14 protein-coding genes are annotated in these 16409 nt (G+C 34.4%); all 14 read right to left on the bottom strand.

Going from position 1 to position 16409, the window contains the following annotated elements; translation table 11 throughout:
* Positions 1-175: 175 nt before the first annotated feature.
* Positions 176-946: a sterol desaturase family protein gene (locus QA612_RS13525; protein ID WP_278284351.1), complete on the bottom strand. Its 771-nt coding sequence runs from the start codon at positions 944-946 to the stop codon at positions 176-178.
* A 121-nt stretch (positions 947-1067) separates the two neighbouring features.
* Positions 1068-1373, bottom strand: a complete 306-nt coding sequence (locus QA612_RS13520; RefSeq protein ID WP_278284350.1) for a hypothetical protein — start codon at positions 1371-1373, stop codon at positions 1068-1070.
* 50 nt (positions 1374-1423) lie between these two features.
* Positions 1424-2233 (bottom strand): nucleotidyltransferase domain-containing protein, encoded by an 810-nt coding sequence (locus tag QA612_RS13515; RefSeq protein ID WP_278284349.1) that lies wholly within the window; start codon positions 2231-2233, stop codon positions 1424-1426.
* A gap of 86 nt (positions 2234-2319) precedes the next feature.
* Positions 2320-2820, bottom strand: coding sequence for a DUF6376 family protein (locus QA612_RS13510; RefSeq protein WP_278284348.1), 501 nt, complete (start codon positions 2818-2820; stop codon positions 2320-2322).
* 369 nt (positions 2821-3189) lie between these two features.
* On the bottom strand, positions 3190-6093 hold the full coding sequence (locus QA612_RS13505) for an alpha-L-rhamnosidase (protein ID WP_278284347.1): 2904 nt from the start codon (positions 6091-6093) through the stop codon (positions 3190-3192).
* Positions 6094-6183: 90 nt separating this feature from the next.
* The gene (locus QA612_RS13500; RefSeq protein WP_278284346.1) at positions 6184-6906 is read right to left on the bottom strand and encodes a cyclase family protein; all 723 of its coding nucleotides are present in this window, start codon (positions 6904-6906) and stop codon (positions 6184-6186) included.
* A gap of 37 nt (positions 6907-6943) precedes the next feature.
* Entirely contained in the window at positions 6944-7696 is a 753-nt protein-coding gene (locus tag QA612_RS13495) for an SDR family NAD(P)-dependent oxidoreductase (protein ID WP_278284345.1), read from the bottom strand.
* 115 nt (positions 7697-7811) lie between these two features.
* On the bottom strand, positions 7812-8375 hold the full coding sequence (locus tag QA612_RS13490; RefSeq protein WP_278284344.1) for a DJ-1/PfpI family protein: 564 nt from the start codon (positions 8373-8375) through the stop codon (positions 7812-7814).
* Positions 8376-8437: 62 nt separating this feature from the next.
* Complete coding sequence (locus tag QA612_RS13485) at positions 8438-9322, bottom strand: carbohydrate ABC transporter permease (RefSeq protein WP_278284343.1); 885 nt, start codon at positions 9320-9322, stop codon at positions 8438-8440.
* Entirely contained in the window at positions 9319-10182 is an 864-nt protein-coding gene (locus QA612_RS13480) for a carbohydrate ABC transporter permease (RefSeq protein ID WP_278284342.1), read from the bottom strand. Before QA612_RS13480 ends, QA612_RS13485 begins: the two co-directional genes overlap by 4 nt.
* Positions 10183-10505: 323 nt before the next feature.
* Positions 10506-11807 (bottom strand): ABC transporter substrate-binding protein, encoded by a 1302-nt coding sequence (locus QA612_RS13475; RefSeq protein ID WP_278284341.1) that lies wholly within the window; start codon positions 11805-11807, stop codon positions 10506-10508.
* Positions 11808-12023: 216 nt separating this feature from the next.
* Positions 12024-13538 (bottom strand): response regulator transcription factor, encoded by a 1515-nt coding sequence (locus QA612_RS13470; protein ID WP_278284340.1) that lies wholly within the window; start codon positions 13536-13538, stop codon positions 12024-12026.
* On the bottom strand, positions 13535-15355 hold the full coding sequence (locus tag QA612_RS13465; RefSeq protein WP_278284339.1) for a cache domain-containing sensor histidine kinase: 1821 nt from the start codon (positions 15353-15355) through the stop codon (positions 13535-13537). Before QA612_RS13465 ends, QA612_RS13470 begins: the two co-directional genes overlap by 4 nt.
* A 73-nt stretch (positions 15356-15428) precedes the next feature.
* Entirely contained in the window at positions 15429-16067 is a 639-nt protein-coding gene (locus QA612_RS13460; RefSeq protein ID WP_278284338.1) for a YesL family protein, read from the bottom strand.
* Positions 16068-16409 lie beyond the last annotated feature (342 nt).

Below are 16409 nucleotides of genomic sequence, written 5' to 3'. Positions count from 1 at the left end.
TGTGTATGAGGATATTCAATCAAATACACATTTCGGCTTCTTTTATTTATGGAAATCTATTGCATTCCCCCCACACTCTGCATCTCATCCAGATACTGGATTTTGAATCGTGAGAACCGTCCCCGCGATTCTAAAAGGAACTGTTCACATGTACATTTTATCACCTTTTTGAAAACTAGCTTTCAATATGTTTGTGAGACTCTTCCTCTGTTTTTCCAAAATCAGATAGATATCTTGGAGACAGGGTTCCAAATAAGCGATCCCATATGATTGTGTAGAAACCGTAGTTGTAATGTTCTTGCTGATGATGCTGTGCATGGTAGGTACTTGTTGAAATCCATTTTAAGATGGGATGATTCACCCATGAATTTGGAAATGGTTCAACTCCAAGATGGCCAATCAGACCAAATACAACATTAAGAAAAAGATAACCAGATATTCCAATCCAGGAAGCTGGATAAATGGTTAATACGATAATCCAGAGTAATCCAAAACCTAGGTTTTCAAGAGGATTTAGGGCAAATAAAGTGATGGGTCTTGGGTCTTCATAACGATGATGGGTACGATGAATGAGAGGATAGATTTTTTTTAGATGTGCAAATCTATGGAATATATACATGACAAAATCCATAATTAAAAGTAAAAAGATAATATCGATCCAGTCAAAGAAGCCAAAGGTTGTGCTTAAGACAATGACTTCATTTTTCCATAAATAAAAGCCTAGGATCGTCACAACCGTATTAAGTATAACGGACAACGATGCTAAATAAATTTCCGACGGACGAGAGGTTATGATAGATGAAATCCGTCTCTTATAAAACAAATGAACGATTTTATTTCCAACTACAATACAACTCAATAAAATGATGATATTTAATAAAAGCAAAAAAGGTACGACGATTACCCAAGAAGAATTAATTAACAAGTATAAAGAAGATTCGAACATCAGGTTTCCTCCTTGTGTATCTGTACAGGTTTACGAAGGTTAGAATATTGTTGATTTTATTCAACCGTCCTAAATAATCTAACATTTCTCTTACTGATCTCAGTTTTTGGAATATATCTAGCTAATGAATGATAGTTTCCTTCTTACTATAAATTTCAAATGCAAAATATCCAAATAAATAGCCTATTCCAGTGCATAAACTAACTGTAGTTAGTAAAGAGATTGGGATAATCAAGCCTAAAATAACGCCCATAACACAACCAATAAGCATTCCCATTGGTATTAAACTAATTAATAAATCTTGATCCTTTTTTGATTTTTTCTCCACTATGTCACCTTGGTTATATTTATGATTAATCCTTTTAATCACAAATACTACAATCCCTCCCACTATTACTACAGGAGCAATTGCCATGAAAAAATCCATGTTAACCCTTCCTTTCCCTATGAACCAGATTATGCTTATTAACTAAAATATTATTCCGTTAACTCTTCATTCCAAACTTCTTTTAATGTACTTCTAAATAACTTGTCAAGCTCCAGAGTCGGATCAGGAATATCTAATTTTATTCCTTTTGTATAAGTTTCTAAATGTTCTATTGTTTTGTTTAGATATTCATTAATAATATCTACTCTTGTATCAAAACTTAACTCTTCTCCTGCTATCTTACGTTTTAATAATTTAGAAACAGACTCTTTTAATTCTCCAGGTTGCAATATATCTTCTAATAATGATTGAAATTCCATTGGTGGGATAGTATTATATTTTTCAATCCATTTCGCAGCTAATATTGGACGAAGTACATAAAAGTATTTCTTTATCCTAACTTCATTTCCTTGAAGATAATCACGGAAGTTTCCTTTTGCCATGTTCAAATAATGATATAAGCAAGAAGTTGGTGAAAATATACTTTTATCTAGTTCTCTCATTTTATCTATTGTTGAATAGGACTTGTAATAAACAATACTTGATTTAAGCCATTCTAAAAGAGGAGGATTTGATTTTCTAAATAGTCTAAGTGCCTTTGTTAACTCCCATCCACTTATGTCTAATAAAGGATGAATCGGAATTGATATAGGATCCCTAGTAGGTATTTCAATAACATCTTTTTTTTGATCAATTGATAGATACCAGTTTGGATTATGGATATATATAAACCGAACATCATAATCACTGTCTTTAGAAGGGAATCCCCATGCTCTACTGCCAGATTCACAAGCGAATAATATTTTTACACAGTTATCTTTCTCAATTTGTTTAACTACTTCAATAATGTGTTCTCTCATACTAACGCCTCCATTAGAAAAAAACATAAACCCAAAATACATTCAAGAAACTATTGCTTTTTAAATTATTCTACTTCTATCATTTATTACCCTTCTACAAAGCTAATCCCATCATGTCCCACCTCTTGTTTCTTTTCAAGTATCAAATATTTTAGATGATGAGACAAGTTATTTTGAACGTTAGTGGAAAAATATCCCGTTAGAAAAAACTTGGATTGTTCGGATAGGAAATTTTCTTTTTTCATCTCTCTTAAGGATTGCTCCAGTAAAAATTCAAACGAATTATTATAGGTAAGGGCGGCTTCATGCTGTTTTTTTAAGGTTTCTGGAGGAACTAAACTTCTGAAGAGTTCAATTTCTTCTTTCATTTGCTCGATTCTATTTTCAATGAGGTTGATCCTCGACATTTCCAGTTCATTATTTTGAACAAGTTCAGGGATATCTTTTATAAAGGTATCGATCTCGTGAAGGTATTCCTCGACACCTACAAAATAATCTTTAATAATGTTATTATCTTTACTCTGACACCCCATGGAAAGTATTGAAAAAAATAATAAAACGCATAATAATTGAAAAAAACTTTTCATGATTAACCCACCTTTTTATTTTATACAATGTTACTAGTTCCGGAATCCCCCCCATTAGTTTAACATTGTTTTCCAATCAATTAGTTCATAAAAAACGATCTTCACTATCTGCATATTGATCATTTAATTTCACTGATATAAGTGAAAACACCTATACTAAGAAACTTAAAAAATGGTGTTATTTAATAACAATATTAAATTCCTCCCTTCTTTTAAAAAAAATAATCCTATTATTAACAGTAAAACCTCATAATTTTGACGTTTCAGCTTTTTAAAAAGTTCCCACAAAAAAAAGTTCCCACAAAATTAAATTTATGGAAACCTTTTAAGACCTATTTTATTTGTGATTTTTCCCGCTTTTGATGAATTCTACTGGGACAAAGTCCCTAGTATGTCCCTCAACATCTCCTCCACCTTCGCCAATCTCTCTTCTGAAACATAGCTTCTAACCATTTCAATATTTCTGATGTCTCGAAGTGGGATGTCTAGTAACTCTCCCTTATATAGCTCTTGTGTTTCATTATGATATTGTAGTTCTTTCTCAATTATATTTCTTGTTGCTCCATTAACAAGTAATTCTCTTAATGTGCTGTCAAGGTTGTACGTCTTAACATACTCTTTTTGAAGTGTATAAGTTATTTCATACTCTCCTGGAGTTAGCTGACCAACAACGGCTTCTCCTCGCTGCTCTGCCTTTATTGACTCAATAGTTCCGCCTACAACTTTTATTGAATCAACAGCAGCATCTGGCAAAACAACATCTGCCGTTGTATTGAATGGAACAGTAAATGTAAAAGTAATGGTCTGATCTTTTGACAACTTCCAACCAGATTTGATGGTTCCTGAAGACGATACAATCTCTCCATTTGCATACGTCAACCTGCCATCTGGTTTAGGTTCTAATGTAAATCGTTGAAATCCAGGGTAACTATCATTTGGCTGAATACCACACATATGCTGATACATCCAATCGACGATTGATCCATAAGCATAATGATTCAGTGAATTCATTCCTGTACTACTTATACTTCCATCTTCCAAAACAGAATTCCATCTTTCCCAGATCGTTGTAGCACCAAGTTTAATGGCATAAATCCAACTAGGGTAATCTTCATTTAGTAACAAACTATAAGCATATTCATTTCCATCATAACTTGATAATGCATGACAGAAATATGGAGTTCCTACAAAACCAGTTTGTAAATGCATATCACTATCAATAAGTTTTCGTTTCAAGTCCTCTGCTACTCTTCCTTTCTGATCCTCATTCACTAAATCCATATAGAGAGCAAGAATGAACCCTGTTTGAGTATCGATTGCTAACTTTCCGTTCGCAGTTACATATTCGTTGATGATTGCTTCCTTTATTTCGAAAGCTAGCTTTTCATACTTTTTAACTACCTCCTGTTTTTCTAAAGCAAAAGCCGCTTTCGCTACAAGAGTAGTAGAGTAATAATAATAAGCAGAAGCAATAAAAAATTGGTCTGTTCCTCCTAATTTCCCTTCATTCGGATCCTTCCCATCTAAGGCAAGCCAATCCCCTAAATGAATCCCTTTTGTAATTAAACGGGAACTACCAGCACTTTCATCAATACTATAGAGATAATCAACCCAATCTTTCATCGTTTCAAATTGAGAACGTAACAAACTCTTATTACCGTAATGTAAGTATGTCATCCATGGTATAACTGTTGCTGCATCTGCCCATGCAGTGGAACCATGACCCATGATAAACCCTTTTACACCCTCTGGCTTAATCATTGGGACAATAAATGGCACAGAACCTTCAAGGGCCTGTTGTTCCTTCCTTAAATCATGCATATACTTCTTGAAAAACGCAGGGGAATACATATTAAAGCAAGCAGTAGACGCAAATATTTGTGCGTCCCCTGTCCACCCCATCCGTTCATCACGTTGTGGGCAGTCCGTTGGTACATCAAGAAAGTTCCCTTTTTGTCCCCACATGGCATTTTGGAACAACTTATTAATTAGCGGGTTGGAAGTTTCGATGGCCCCTACTTCATCAATCTCACTATAAACAACACAGCCTGTAAAATCTTCTAATGAAGGATTTTCACCAAAGCCCTCTAATTTAACATAGCGAAAACCATAAAAAGTAAACTTCGGTTCCACTAGTCGTTCCTTCCCATCAGAGATATAGGTGTATTGTGCCTTTGCTGTTCGTAAGTTATCTCGATAGAAATTGCTATCTTGCAGGATTTCTCCATATTCTAGTTTTTGTTTGGTATCCTTCTTCGCGCTGGTCGTAAATCGAACCCATCCTGTCATATTTTGACCGAAATCTAAAACAACTTCCCCTGCTGGAGTATGGATGAGTTCTATCGGCTTCAATTCTTCCATCACTTTAATTGGGAGACCGTATCGTCCTTGTAAACTACTAAATCCATCACAATAAGAGACACTTCCAGCTGGTTCTTCCCCTAATTCCGGAGAACTCCACAAATGATCTTCCATATTGGCATTGTATATTTCACCATCATAAATACCACTAAAAGTTATTGGAGCTTCCATACACTTCCAAGTGTCATCTGTAGCGATTATTTCGGTTGTTTGATCTTTATAAGTAATATGCACTTCAGCTATAAGAGAAAAGGAATCGCCATATACATTCTCATATCCTTGGAAAAATCCGATACGTCCTTTATACCACCCATTTCCTAACATGACACCAAGAGCATTTTTTCCTTCCTTTAAATCATCTGTTATATCGTAGGTTTGGTATTGCAGCCAGAAATCATAAGAATGAAATCCAGGTGTCAAAAACTCATCACTAACTTTCTTCCCATTTAATTCAAGATGATAGATTCCCAGTCCGGTAATATAAATCCTTGCTGTTTCTACTTCTTTTTCCAATTCGAATGGTCGCCTAATAATCGGGTGTGTATCGGATGGTAAACTAGGCGTTATCCACTTCCCATTCCACTCTTCTTTCATTTTCCCTGTCTCAAACCAAGCTGTATCACTAACTGTATTATCACTTTTGTCACCCCACACAGTTACCCGCCAATAATATCGTGTACGTGGTTGTAATTCTAATGTTGGTTCGTATCCTAGAAAATTTATGTCTTCTTTTTTTCCGCTATCAAATAGAATATCATTGAAATCCGATGATGAAGCTATTTCCACTCTAGCAGCCGATTGGTACTTAGAATCACTTCCCTCTCCATCAACCACCCAAGATAAACTTAGATTGTCTAGTTCAAACCCTAAAGGATTAGTCACATTATTTGTCCGCATATTGTATACTCTCAATTTGTCTCCTCCTTGCGACTTTCTTCTACTTACAATTCTCCAACTAAAATCCCAAACAATGACAAGACTAATGTAAAAAAAAATTGCACATTACTGTTCTATAAAGGCCACAGCCCTCACTGGTGAACCAGATCCCCCTTTAATTGGTAAAGGGAACGCCATGAAATAACCTGTCTCCTCAATAATATCTAGGTTATTTAGATTTTCAGCAATTGGAATTTGATGTTCCAGTAAAGTATGATGGGCCGGGAAAAGCTTCGATTCATATACTTCTACATTAATAGTATCTACACCTATCATCTTAATTTTTTTCTCAACTAAGTATTCCGCTGCGGAACGTCCAACTCCAGGCCAATCTTGAATAAATTGTTTATCTTCAGGACGTTTTTTCCAATACTTTGACCAGCCATAATAAAGTAAAACAATATCCCCTTCTTGAATTCCCCTATGATTTTTTTCCCATTCAACAATAAGTTCTTTCGTTAATTCCCCTTTAGGCCCAAGTGACGAGAAGTCCATCCTTAAGTAAGGTCCACAAAATTTCTCTAATGGGATCTCATTGATAAATTGATTCGATTCTCCCTCTTTAATAAAGTGCGAGAAGGCATCCACATGTGTTCCAGTATGTTCATTCATGGATAGATTATAGGTTAAGGCACGATCACCTAAATGGTAGGAATTCCATAGTTGATGTCCAAATTTAGAATGAATAGGTACCGCAGGAATGTTTTCTTCTAACGTATGGGTTAAATCAACGATTTTCATTTTGTTGAATAAATCTGATATTGAATGGATTTGTTGCTTCGTCTTCATCACTTTTCCTCCTTCATAACTAAATTCTAGTAAACTATTACATAAGTTGGCCGCCATTAACTTCTATTATTTGACCAGTTACATATGCTGCATAGTCTGATGCTAAATAGAGGGTAGCCCCTACCGTTTCTTCTGGCGTTCCTTCTCTCCCCATCGGTATGGTCTTTACTGCATTTTGACGTTTCTCAGCAGAAGTATGCCTATCATGGAATGGCGTACTTATCACCCCTGGTGAAAGAGCATTTACATTAATATGATATTCCACTAAATCCTTTGCAAGGGCCTTAGTTAAAGTACTTACTCCCCCTTTGGAAGTAGCATAAGCAACAGAATCAATTCCCCCACCATTGGAAGCTGCAATAGAAGTGACATTTATAATTTTCCCTTTTGTTTTTTTGAGTAATGGCAGTGTAGCTCTTGTTACTAAATAAACAGACTTTAAGTTTACTTCAATAACTTGATCCCATAATCCTTCATCTAGATCCTCTAATCTAGAACGCCTTACCATTGACCCTGCATTATTAACTAGAACGTCGATTGTTCCAAATTCCTCTTTAATCTTCTCTACCATTTTATTTACTTGTTGGGAGTCGGATACATCACCTTGAAGAAGTAGTGATCTTCTTTCTAGCTTTTCAATCTCACCTTTAACTTTTTCAGCCTCGTGAACACTACTATTATAATGGATAATGACGTCTGCCCCGTGTTGAGCAAACGCAATTGCAGTGGCCTTCCCAATTCCCGTACTACTTCCCGTAACGAATACCGTCTTCCCTTCAAAACTATACATATTAATCATCCTCACAATAGTTAGATTCATTCACGGCTTGGATTTTCATACCTTAAGTACATCTCACAAAAAAGTAGTCCCTATGGTATTAACATAAGGACTATACGTTTTTTCCCTACTTACCAATTGCCTCTAGGAATTGCTTCATAAATCCAGGAAGGTCTCTCCATGTTTGCGCAGATACAATATTACCATCTGTAAACACCAATTCTTCACTAAACTGCGCACCTGATTCCTCTACTTCAAAACGACATGTTGGGACAGCTGTAATTTTTTTGTTTAATACAAGTTCTTTCAATTCAGGAATGAGAAAAACAATTGCTCCGTGGCAAATCACTCCAGTAACTTTATTTTCTCTTAAGAAATGTCCTACAATATGAACGGCTTCAGGTTTGGTACGGATATGTTCTGGTGCCCTTCCCCCTGGTATAATAAGAGCATCATAGTCTTCAGGATTCACTTCGCTAAATTTCTTCTGAGCTGGGACACGATAGGCCAATCTTTCTGTAGAAACTTCCATAATTCCAGGTTGTCTATCGTGGACAACTGTTTGAACTTCTTCTTTGTTCGGTACTGCAACCGTAGTCTCAAACCCTTCTTCGATGCATCTATATAATGGGTAAATTACCTCAAGAGTTTCTGCCGCATCTCCCGTTAAAATTAATATTCTTTTCGTCATCGTACCTATCACCTTTCTTTTTATTGGATTGTATCCTACACCAAACTGATTCAGACACATATCTATCCCTTTACAGACCCTGCAGTCATACCAGCAACAATTCTATTATTGAAGAACAAAAATAAGATAAAAGGAGGTATCGTAATGAGTAATACGTTTGCAAATAATAGATTCCAAGACGTTTCATACATACTCATGAAATTGTAAAGGGTTAACTGCAACGTTGCATTCTCTGCACCTGGGAAAAAGTACAAAGGATGAACAAAGTCATTAAAAATGTTCACTGCCGAGATGATAATGACCGTCGCGTGAATTGGTTTTAGCAATGGAAAGATTATTTTAAAATACAACATCCAACCGCCACATCCGTCAATAATTGCTGATTCATCAATTTCCCTAGGAATAGTAGCAATAAATCCTCGGTATAGTACAATGGCAAAAGGAATCGTTATTGCAACCATTATTAAAATAATTCCTGGTAGAGTTTTAAACAAATGTAACTTATCCAGTACCCATATAGTAGGTACAATTGCCGTTGGAACCATTAATCCTGATATAAAAACAAAGGCAATACCATTTGTTTTTTTATCACTTCGACGTTGTAGCACAAAGCCAGTCATGGAACATACTAAAACTAAAATAACGATAGAAGTGATCGTAATGACTGTACTATTAAAATAGGCAAGTAATAGCATGCCATTTCTCGCATTTAAAACTTCTGTTATGTTCTGTATTATATGGAATTCCGTTGGCCAACTGATAGACATCCTACTGGCTTCTTCACTTGTTTTAAAAGAATTAATAATTATAAAATAAAATGGAATTAAAAATATTACGGCAGAAAATAACACTACTACTGCTTCAACTAAAATATTCGTTTGTTTTTTTTTGTCTTTTTTCTTTTTCAAAATTACGTTAGAGTTGGATTGAATTGTTTGTGGTTTCATAGATCCACCTCTTTTCTATTGAGAAACATATATAAAGGAAAAGCAATGGCTGCCACTAACATGAATAAGATGACATTACCAGCTGTAGATAACCCATAGAAGCCAGCTTGATATTGCTTATAGATAATAGATGCGATTAAATCAGAACTAAAACCAGGTCCTCCCCCAGTCATAGCCCAGACTAAATCAAAGGTACGAAGACCACCTATAAATGCAAGGATGATTACTGTATTAATAGCCGGTCTTGATAAAGGTATGGTAATATTCCAAAACTCATGAAATTTATTACCCCCATCTATCTTAGCTGCTTCATAATAATCTTTCGGTATGGACATGATACCTGCAATAAAAATAACAGTTGCAATGCCGACACCTTTCCAAACATCAACAAAAGCCACTGAAATTAAAGCCAAACTGGGGTTTCCAAGCCAATCAGGTCCGTTTATACCAATTAACCCCAAAGTTTGATTTATGAGACCTTGTGAAGGATGCATTAAGGCACTAAATGTAATACCAACAGCAATCGTACTAACTAATGTTGGGAAAAAAACAGTTGCCCGAAGAAAACTCTTTGTTTTTAATTTAGAACATAAGAAAACGGCAAATATTAATCCTAAAACAACCTTCAAACCCATAGTGAGAACAGCGTATATTAAAGTGTTCTGAAAACCTATCATTAGTGACGGTTCTTCAAAGAACATCATAAAATTCTCAAAACCAATCCATTCCCATTCTCGAAGATTCCATCTAGTGAAACTAAAAAAGAATGATAGTAAAGTTGGTAGAATGAACAAAACACCATAGATTATTGCTGCAGGAATTAGTAAAGTATAGGTATATACACTCTTGGATTTCAACATTGTTCACTCCCTATCCCTATCTCTATTCAATAAATCTAGTGAACAGAATGTTTAATGGAAAGGGTCCATCTGAAAGTTTTGATGAGTCTTTCCAATTAATAAGTCATTCTAATTCACTAATTTTATAAAATTGCTCTGTTAAACTTTGAGGTTGATTTTCCCTTCATATACTCCCTTGCTAGTTGGAGTCCCTTTCGAATAGGGACTCTAACTAAACAAGGTGCGCTAGTGTGTTGCGCCTTACGTTCTACACTTCTCAATATTAAAAGCAACAGTAATCTTTAACAGAGTCTATTAAATAGAGAACTATTCGTTAGTTCTTCTTACCAACCGTCTAAACCTAATTGTCTCGCTTGTCTCAGTACATCTCTATCGTAATTTTCAGCTGCATCATCTGCGGATGTCATTCCTAAGCCTACTTCAACCAAGATTTGTTCAAGGTTTGGTCCCTTTAAAGGAGAGTGGAATTCTAATGCAGCTTCAACTCGCCCTTCTTGTACGTAGGTAAGCATATCCTTTACTGCTGGGTAAACATCATCCGGTAATTCAATTCCTTTTACTACAGATGGTCCTTGTGGTGCAAAATTAGTCATATATAAATCTTGCCCATCTTGGGAAACGAAAAACTCAAACCACGTTTTTGCAGCATCAAAGTTCTCTATTTCTTTATTAATATAAACCCCATTTGGCATCCATAAGGTTAGTCCATGATTATCTGGGTCATCACCTGGTTGACCGAAAACGCCTATATCATTGATATGATCATCAGAAAATGCAGGGAGTGCTTGAGTTAGAATCGGATAATGAACAGCTGAACCCTCTCCTACCATTCTAATAGCATCTTCATAAGAGGTTGCTGTTTCTTCATTATTAAAGAAGCCAGCATCATGAATTTCTTGCATTTTTTCAAACCCTCTTAAGGCAACCGGAGTATCGGCGAATTTTGCTTTGTTATGTGTATAATCATCTGCAAAAGTTGGAAGTACGCTGTGTACGTTATAGTAATCAGCTAAAAGAATTAACTGGGATGTCCACGTATCTCGGAACGATGCAACAACAGGTACAATTCCAGCATCCTTAATCACTTGATTGTTTGCCATCAATTCGTCCCAAGTGGTTGGAACGGAAAGTCCAAGCTCTTCATAGACTTTCTTGTTATAGATCCACCCTCCAGCTTGTGCAGTTGATACAGGAATGCCATAACTCTTCCCATCTACTGTAACTGTATCCAAGAACGTTTCTTCGATCGTTTCCATAAACGGTTCATCACTTAAGTCAGCAAAGTATTCCTCTGGATTAAGTGCATCAAATAGAGCTCCAGTATTATACACCATGATATCTGTCATATCACCAGTAGCTAATCTAGTTTTTACTAAGTTATCCCCCTCTGTTCCAGCTGGTCGAATCTCTACTTCCGTTATAATATTGTACCTATTTTCAATCTCCTCGATAACAGCTTCCATACCAGCATTTGCTTGGGTAGAGGTTAACAGAAGTGTAAGGGTTACCTCTTCATTACCATCTCCCCCATCTCCACTTGTTGATCCATCAGAATTACAGGCTACTAATGAAAATATCATTAGTATAAAAATCAAACAAAATAACTTTTTCATAGCATTCATCATAATTCCCCTCCCGTTTCATTTATTAATATTTTGTATTTTCATAATATTATGAATTTTAGCAAACTAAAACGCTTTCATTTTACAATTTAGGGGGGTGTATTTTACTATTATGAAAAGACAGTTTCGATAAAAGACAAAAAATATATAAAAAAACATCTAAGGTGTTCTGAAAAAATCATAAAAAAAGTCCTCACCAATGGTAGGTGGGGACTTTTTTTAATGATTGATATATTGAATTGTTTTTTTAAAGTCCTTTGGAGAAATCCCCTCTATTCTTTTGAAAACAGAACTAAAGTGTTTCGGATCATCGTAACCAACAAGGCTACTAACTTCACTAGTTCTCTTTAATCCTTCACTGAAAAACTCCTTTGCTTTTTCAATTCGATATCTCATTATATACTCAGAAAAGGTACATCCAGTTTGTGTTTTAAATTCCCTTGATAAATAACTCAAACTAACGTGGTGTTCGTTGGCGAAATCTTGAAAAAGTGGATTTTGTTGATAGTTACTATGGATCCATTGGATAACTTTTGGTATAAGATTCTTCGGTTCTATTAATGTTGGTGTAAAGTGTTCTGCTATACGAAGTATTATTTCCTCGAGCCAGTCAGCTAGTTCCTCGAAAGTTGAAAAGGTATCTAAAGTATCTAAATTAACTTGGATAGATTCAATATCCGTATTTGAACCTAAGTTTTCTTTTAATCTATATTTTAAAGCATAATGAATATTATTTATTAGAAGCTTTAGCTGCAACATTGTAATACTCTTTAACTTCAATTGTGAAGTTATACTATAAATTATTCCTTTAATTTTTAATAATTCCCCTTTGAGGATCAGTGTTTCAATTACCCTGATTTTTACCCATATATTGGTTAAATCTAATTCGTCCTTCACTGTTTCTGGAGGAATGTATGTTGATTGTCCAAATCTCATATGGTCTACTAACTTTTTATTTACTAAATCAAACACCGTTGCAATACTTTCATATTCATTTTTTTTAAGATAGCTAACATGAACTGTCACTTTGTTTTTTAAATGCTCAAAAATCCTTTTAATGTGTTTTTCTATAGTAGATTGGTTTGACTTGTCTAATATAGGAATAAGTAATATTCTACATTGACCGTCATAATCTAAACAGAATATTTCCCCTTTTTCGTTTCCGTTCATAGCAAGGTAACTTTTCATTTCCTCCTTCGAGATGTTGGTATCTTGCCAGCTAGTCTTCCCTTTCCAGTTTTCTATAATTAAAGAGACGAGATAGTATGGTTTAGAAAAAAGATAATGCTCGTTTTCTTCTTCTGAAGTAGTATAAAGGAGTTTAGTAATAGACAGCATTTCCTCTTCTTCTCTTTTTATCGTTTCACTTTCTATTGAGGCAATAACACTGTCAATGGTCTTATATAACTGCTCCTTTTTAATTGGTTTAAGTAAATAATCACATACTCCCATTTTTAACCCTTGTTGTGCATACTCAAACTGATCATGGACACTTAATATAATACATTTAATAGAAGGGTCTAGTTCCATCACTTTATTAATAAATTCTAATCCATCCATTCCAGGCATCGTTATATCTGAAATAGCTAGGTGTGGACGAACATTTTTCAATTCAGCATAAGCATCATCCCCATTTTCAAAGGAATAGATTGTATGTTTTGGTTCATAACGTTTAAATAACGCTACTAATTCAGCTAATGCCCAAGGTTCGTCCTCTACTAAAAAGATATTCATTGTCGGTCCAACTCCTTCCTTTCATGATTCACAAAAGGTATTTCTAATGTTATCGTTGTACCTGACTCTGGGTTACTATCAATTTTCAGACCAAATGTTTTCCCATATAATAGTTGAATTCTCTCTTGAATATTAATAAGACCAATCCCTGCTTGATCATCACCGTATTTTTCTTGGAAACTAGAGGATAATAATTTTTGTTTTAGAACGGCTAACTTATCCTCCTCTATCCCCTTTCCATTATCTTTAATAATGAGGTGTAGAATATCACCATGTTTTTCACCTGTTAACTCTATTAACCCTCCTTTTTTCACGTCTTTTAAACCATGGTTCACGGCATTTTCAATAATCGGCTGTAATGTTAATTTAGGTAATGAAGCTGTATATAATTCTTCATTTATATTACTGATAAGCTTAAATCGATCTCCGAATCGATAGTTTTGTATTTTCATATAATTTTGTACATGTTCTAATTCGCTATATAAATTAACTGGCTCCCTCAAATGCTTCATACTATATTTGAATAAATCAGATAGTGCTTCAGAGATTTCAGCTACTTCCTCCACTCCTTTTACACGGCTAATCGATTTCATTGTGTTTAATGTGTTATACAAGAAATGTGGATTAATTTGAGATTGAAGGGCAATTATTTTTGCATCCTTTTCCGTTAGTTTTGCTTCATATACTTCTTTAATCAAGCGATTAATGCTATCAAGCATATTGTTATAAACACGATTTAAAACATCTATTTCTTCATTTCCTGTCAAATCCATTCTTTCTCTTAACTTTCCTTGCTCTACACGTTTCATTTTTTTCATCATTTTTTCTAGTGGTTCTGTAATGGTATGCGATAGCCAAAAAGAAACGATCGCAATAATGATGGTAGAAAAAAGCCCAAAAAAGATAATATAGGATTGTATTTTCCGCTGCTCTGAAACGATAAAGTCGTTAGAAATTAAGATTAATGTATTCCAATCTGTATAATGTGATCTTTCAAATGTATATAAGTAATCCTTGTTCTCCCAACTAACCATTCCTTGATGTGATTCGTCATAGTCGTAGATGAATTCAAAGTTACTAATAGTTTCTCCTGTATGCTGACCGTTATTGTCATATATCACATTATTATCCTCTGCCATAATGAGAACTCTAATATTATCACCTAAACCAAAATGATCATTATGTACTAGTAAATCATCTAAAGTTTTTACATTCACTTGAATCTTCATGGATCCTATTTTATGTCTACGTGGAATTTGATAAATGTTTTTTACTAATGAAATGACTTGTTCACGGTTGCCATTTGGTAATATCATTTCTGTTGTTGGTAAAAGAAAAAAATCAGTTTTGGAAAGACTGTCCAATTTTTCTTCCCAGTCTTCCTTTGCTACATTACTCTCAACTTCTATATCTCCTCTTTTAAAATAACTGTACATGATTCTATTCGTTGAATATAAGGAAATTTTCTCAACATCATGCATCGGATAGGCATAATTAAATAGCCTTGGAAAGATATCATTTTTAATATTAATATGTTCATTAGGATCATACATGTCATAATGACTATCTAAACTTCTTTGAATGACTGTATCTGTAAAAATTACGGTCGATAGTCGTTCAATATCTTGAATATATAATTCTAGTGTTTTATTAAACTGCATGGAAATAACACTAGAAAGGGACTGTGTTTGACGCTTCATTTCATAGACATTTGTAAAATAAAACAAAAGGCATGTGAAAGCAATTAGTAGCAGAACAACTGTAGAAAATGCTGCGAACATTTTCGTTTTTAATGAAAATTCTTGCCACCTTTTCATTTGATACACTCATTTCTAGATAGGATACGTTTGATAAAAAAAGCATAGGAGATTCCTGATTGTCATTCTACTATTAATTACTTTCTTGTAATGTCTTTTTTCTGTCCTCAATTTTTTGGATACTAAAATATGCTGGTCCCATGATGGCCATACCAATTAAACTCATACTAAAAAATGGGATAAACCCAGGGATGAAGGTATAAATTTGATAGAGGACGATGATTCCAACCATGATTGTAATTGTCGCTGCAGGATTAAGTAACCCAATGATTAATGACCATTTTAAATAGTCAAAAAACTTTAAATCATAATGAACATAAACGGGAAAAATATAAAGGGTTATTATTAAAAGTAGTAAACTGACAATGACTAAGACAGCAAACAAGAGGCTTTGTACTATCCCCCCAAAGGAAGCAATCAATATAAAATCTATATATATAATGATACAAATTGCTCCAATTAGAAAACTTAATACGTTCACTTTGACAAATTCACCTTTAAATACACTAGTAAATGTTTTAAAAATAGGGATATCTACCTGACCCATAAACCATTTCCTAATAATAGTGAAAACGGCAACGGTAGCTGGGGTAATGCCGAATAATAGTAAACCTGCAATTGAGAAAATGATCCAAAGTATATTTAAGAAGGCTAATCGCATGATCCATTCAGATAATCGATAAAACCCTCCCACTAAGCCGCTATTTTCCATAGTTCTCCCCCCTCATTGTTAAGAATATTCAGATATTTAACATTATATTTAAAGCAATCTATACTATACTATTAATCTATTGTTCGTTTGCATACGTGGAGTGATACAAACTATCGATATATACAAATCTCCTTTACCTAGCTTCCACTTTTAAGGTGATCTTTCTACAAATCTCCTTAAAATAGTTTTCAAGATTCAACTTGCCTTTTCGAGGTCGAAGCATTTTATCATGGGGTCGATTAATGTTTTTTGAATATTCGCACTTTTTAATAAACATACTATAACATAATTGTTCTATTGGTGGTAGGCGCAAGAACAAAAGTCTATAGACAAAAACATAGA

Origin of the sequence: Evansella sp. AB-P1 (genome assembly GCF_029688925.1) — a bacterium.
GTDB lineage: Bacteria > Bacillota > Bacilli > Bacillales > Salisediminibacteriaceae > Evansella.
Note: the sequence above shows the minus strand (reverse complement) of the source record. Positions and strands in the feature narration are given on the sequence as shown.

Excerpts from the sequence above, each read along its gene's own strand:
- QA612_RS13515 (WP_278284349.1), bottom strand. The coding sequence starts at position 2,233 with ATGAGAGAACACATTATTGAAGTAGTTAAACAAATTGAGAAAGATAAC.
- QA612_RS13490 (WP_278284344.1), bottom strand. The coding sequence starts at position 8,375 with ATGACGAAAAGAATATTAATTTTAACGGGAGATGCGGCAGAAACTCTT.
- QA612_RS13495 (WP_278284345.1), bottom strand. The coding sequence starts at position 7,696 with ATGTATAGTTTTGAAGGGAAGACGGTATTCGTTACGGGAAGTAGTACG.
- QA612_RS13485 (WP_278284343.1), bottom strand. The coding sequence starts at position 9,322 with ATGAAACCACAAACAATTCAATCCAACTCTAACGTAATTTTGAAAAAG.
- QA612_RS13510 (WP_278284348.1), bottom strand. The coding sequence starts at position 2,820 with ATGAAAAGTTTTTTTCAATTATTATGCGTTTTATTATTTTTTTCAATA.
- QA612_RS13475 (WP_278284341.1), bottom strand. The coding sequence starts at position 11,807 with ATGATGAATGCTATGAAAAAGTTATTTTGTTTGATTTTTATACTAATG.
- QA612_RS13465 (WP_278284339.1), bottom strand. The coding sequence starts at position 15,355 with ATGAAAAGGTGGCAAGAATTTTCATTAAAAACGAAAATGTTCGCAGCA.
- QA612_RS13525 (WP_278284351.1), bottom strand. The coding sequence starts at position 946 with ATGTTCGAATCTTCTTTATACTTGTTAATTAATTCTTCTTGGGTAATC.
- QA612_RS13480 (WP_278284342.1), bottom strand. The coding sequence starts at position 10,182 with ATGTTGAAATCCAAGAGTGTATATACCTATACTTTACTAATTCCTGCA.
- QA612_RS13500 (WP_278284346.1), bottom strand. The coding sequence starts at position 6,906 with ATGAAGACGAAGCAACAAATCCATTCAATATCAGATTTATTCAACAAA.
- QA612_RS13470 (WP_278284340.1), bottom strand. The coding sequence starts at position 13,538 with ATGAATATCTTTTTAGTAGAGGACGAACCTTGGGCATTAGCTGAATTA.
- QA612_RS13460 (WP_278284338.1), bottom strand. The coding sequence starts at position 16,067 with ATGGAAAATAGCGGCTTAGTGGGAGGGTTTTATCGATTATCTGAATGG.
- QA612_RS13520 (WP_278284350.1), bottom strand. The coding sequence starts at position 1,373 with ATGGATTTTTTCATGGCAATTGCTCCTGTAGTAATAGTGGGAGGGATT.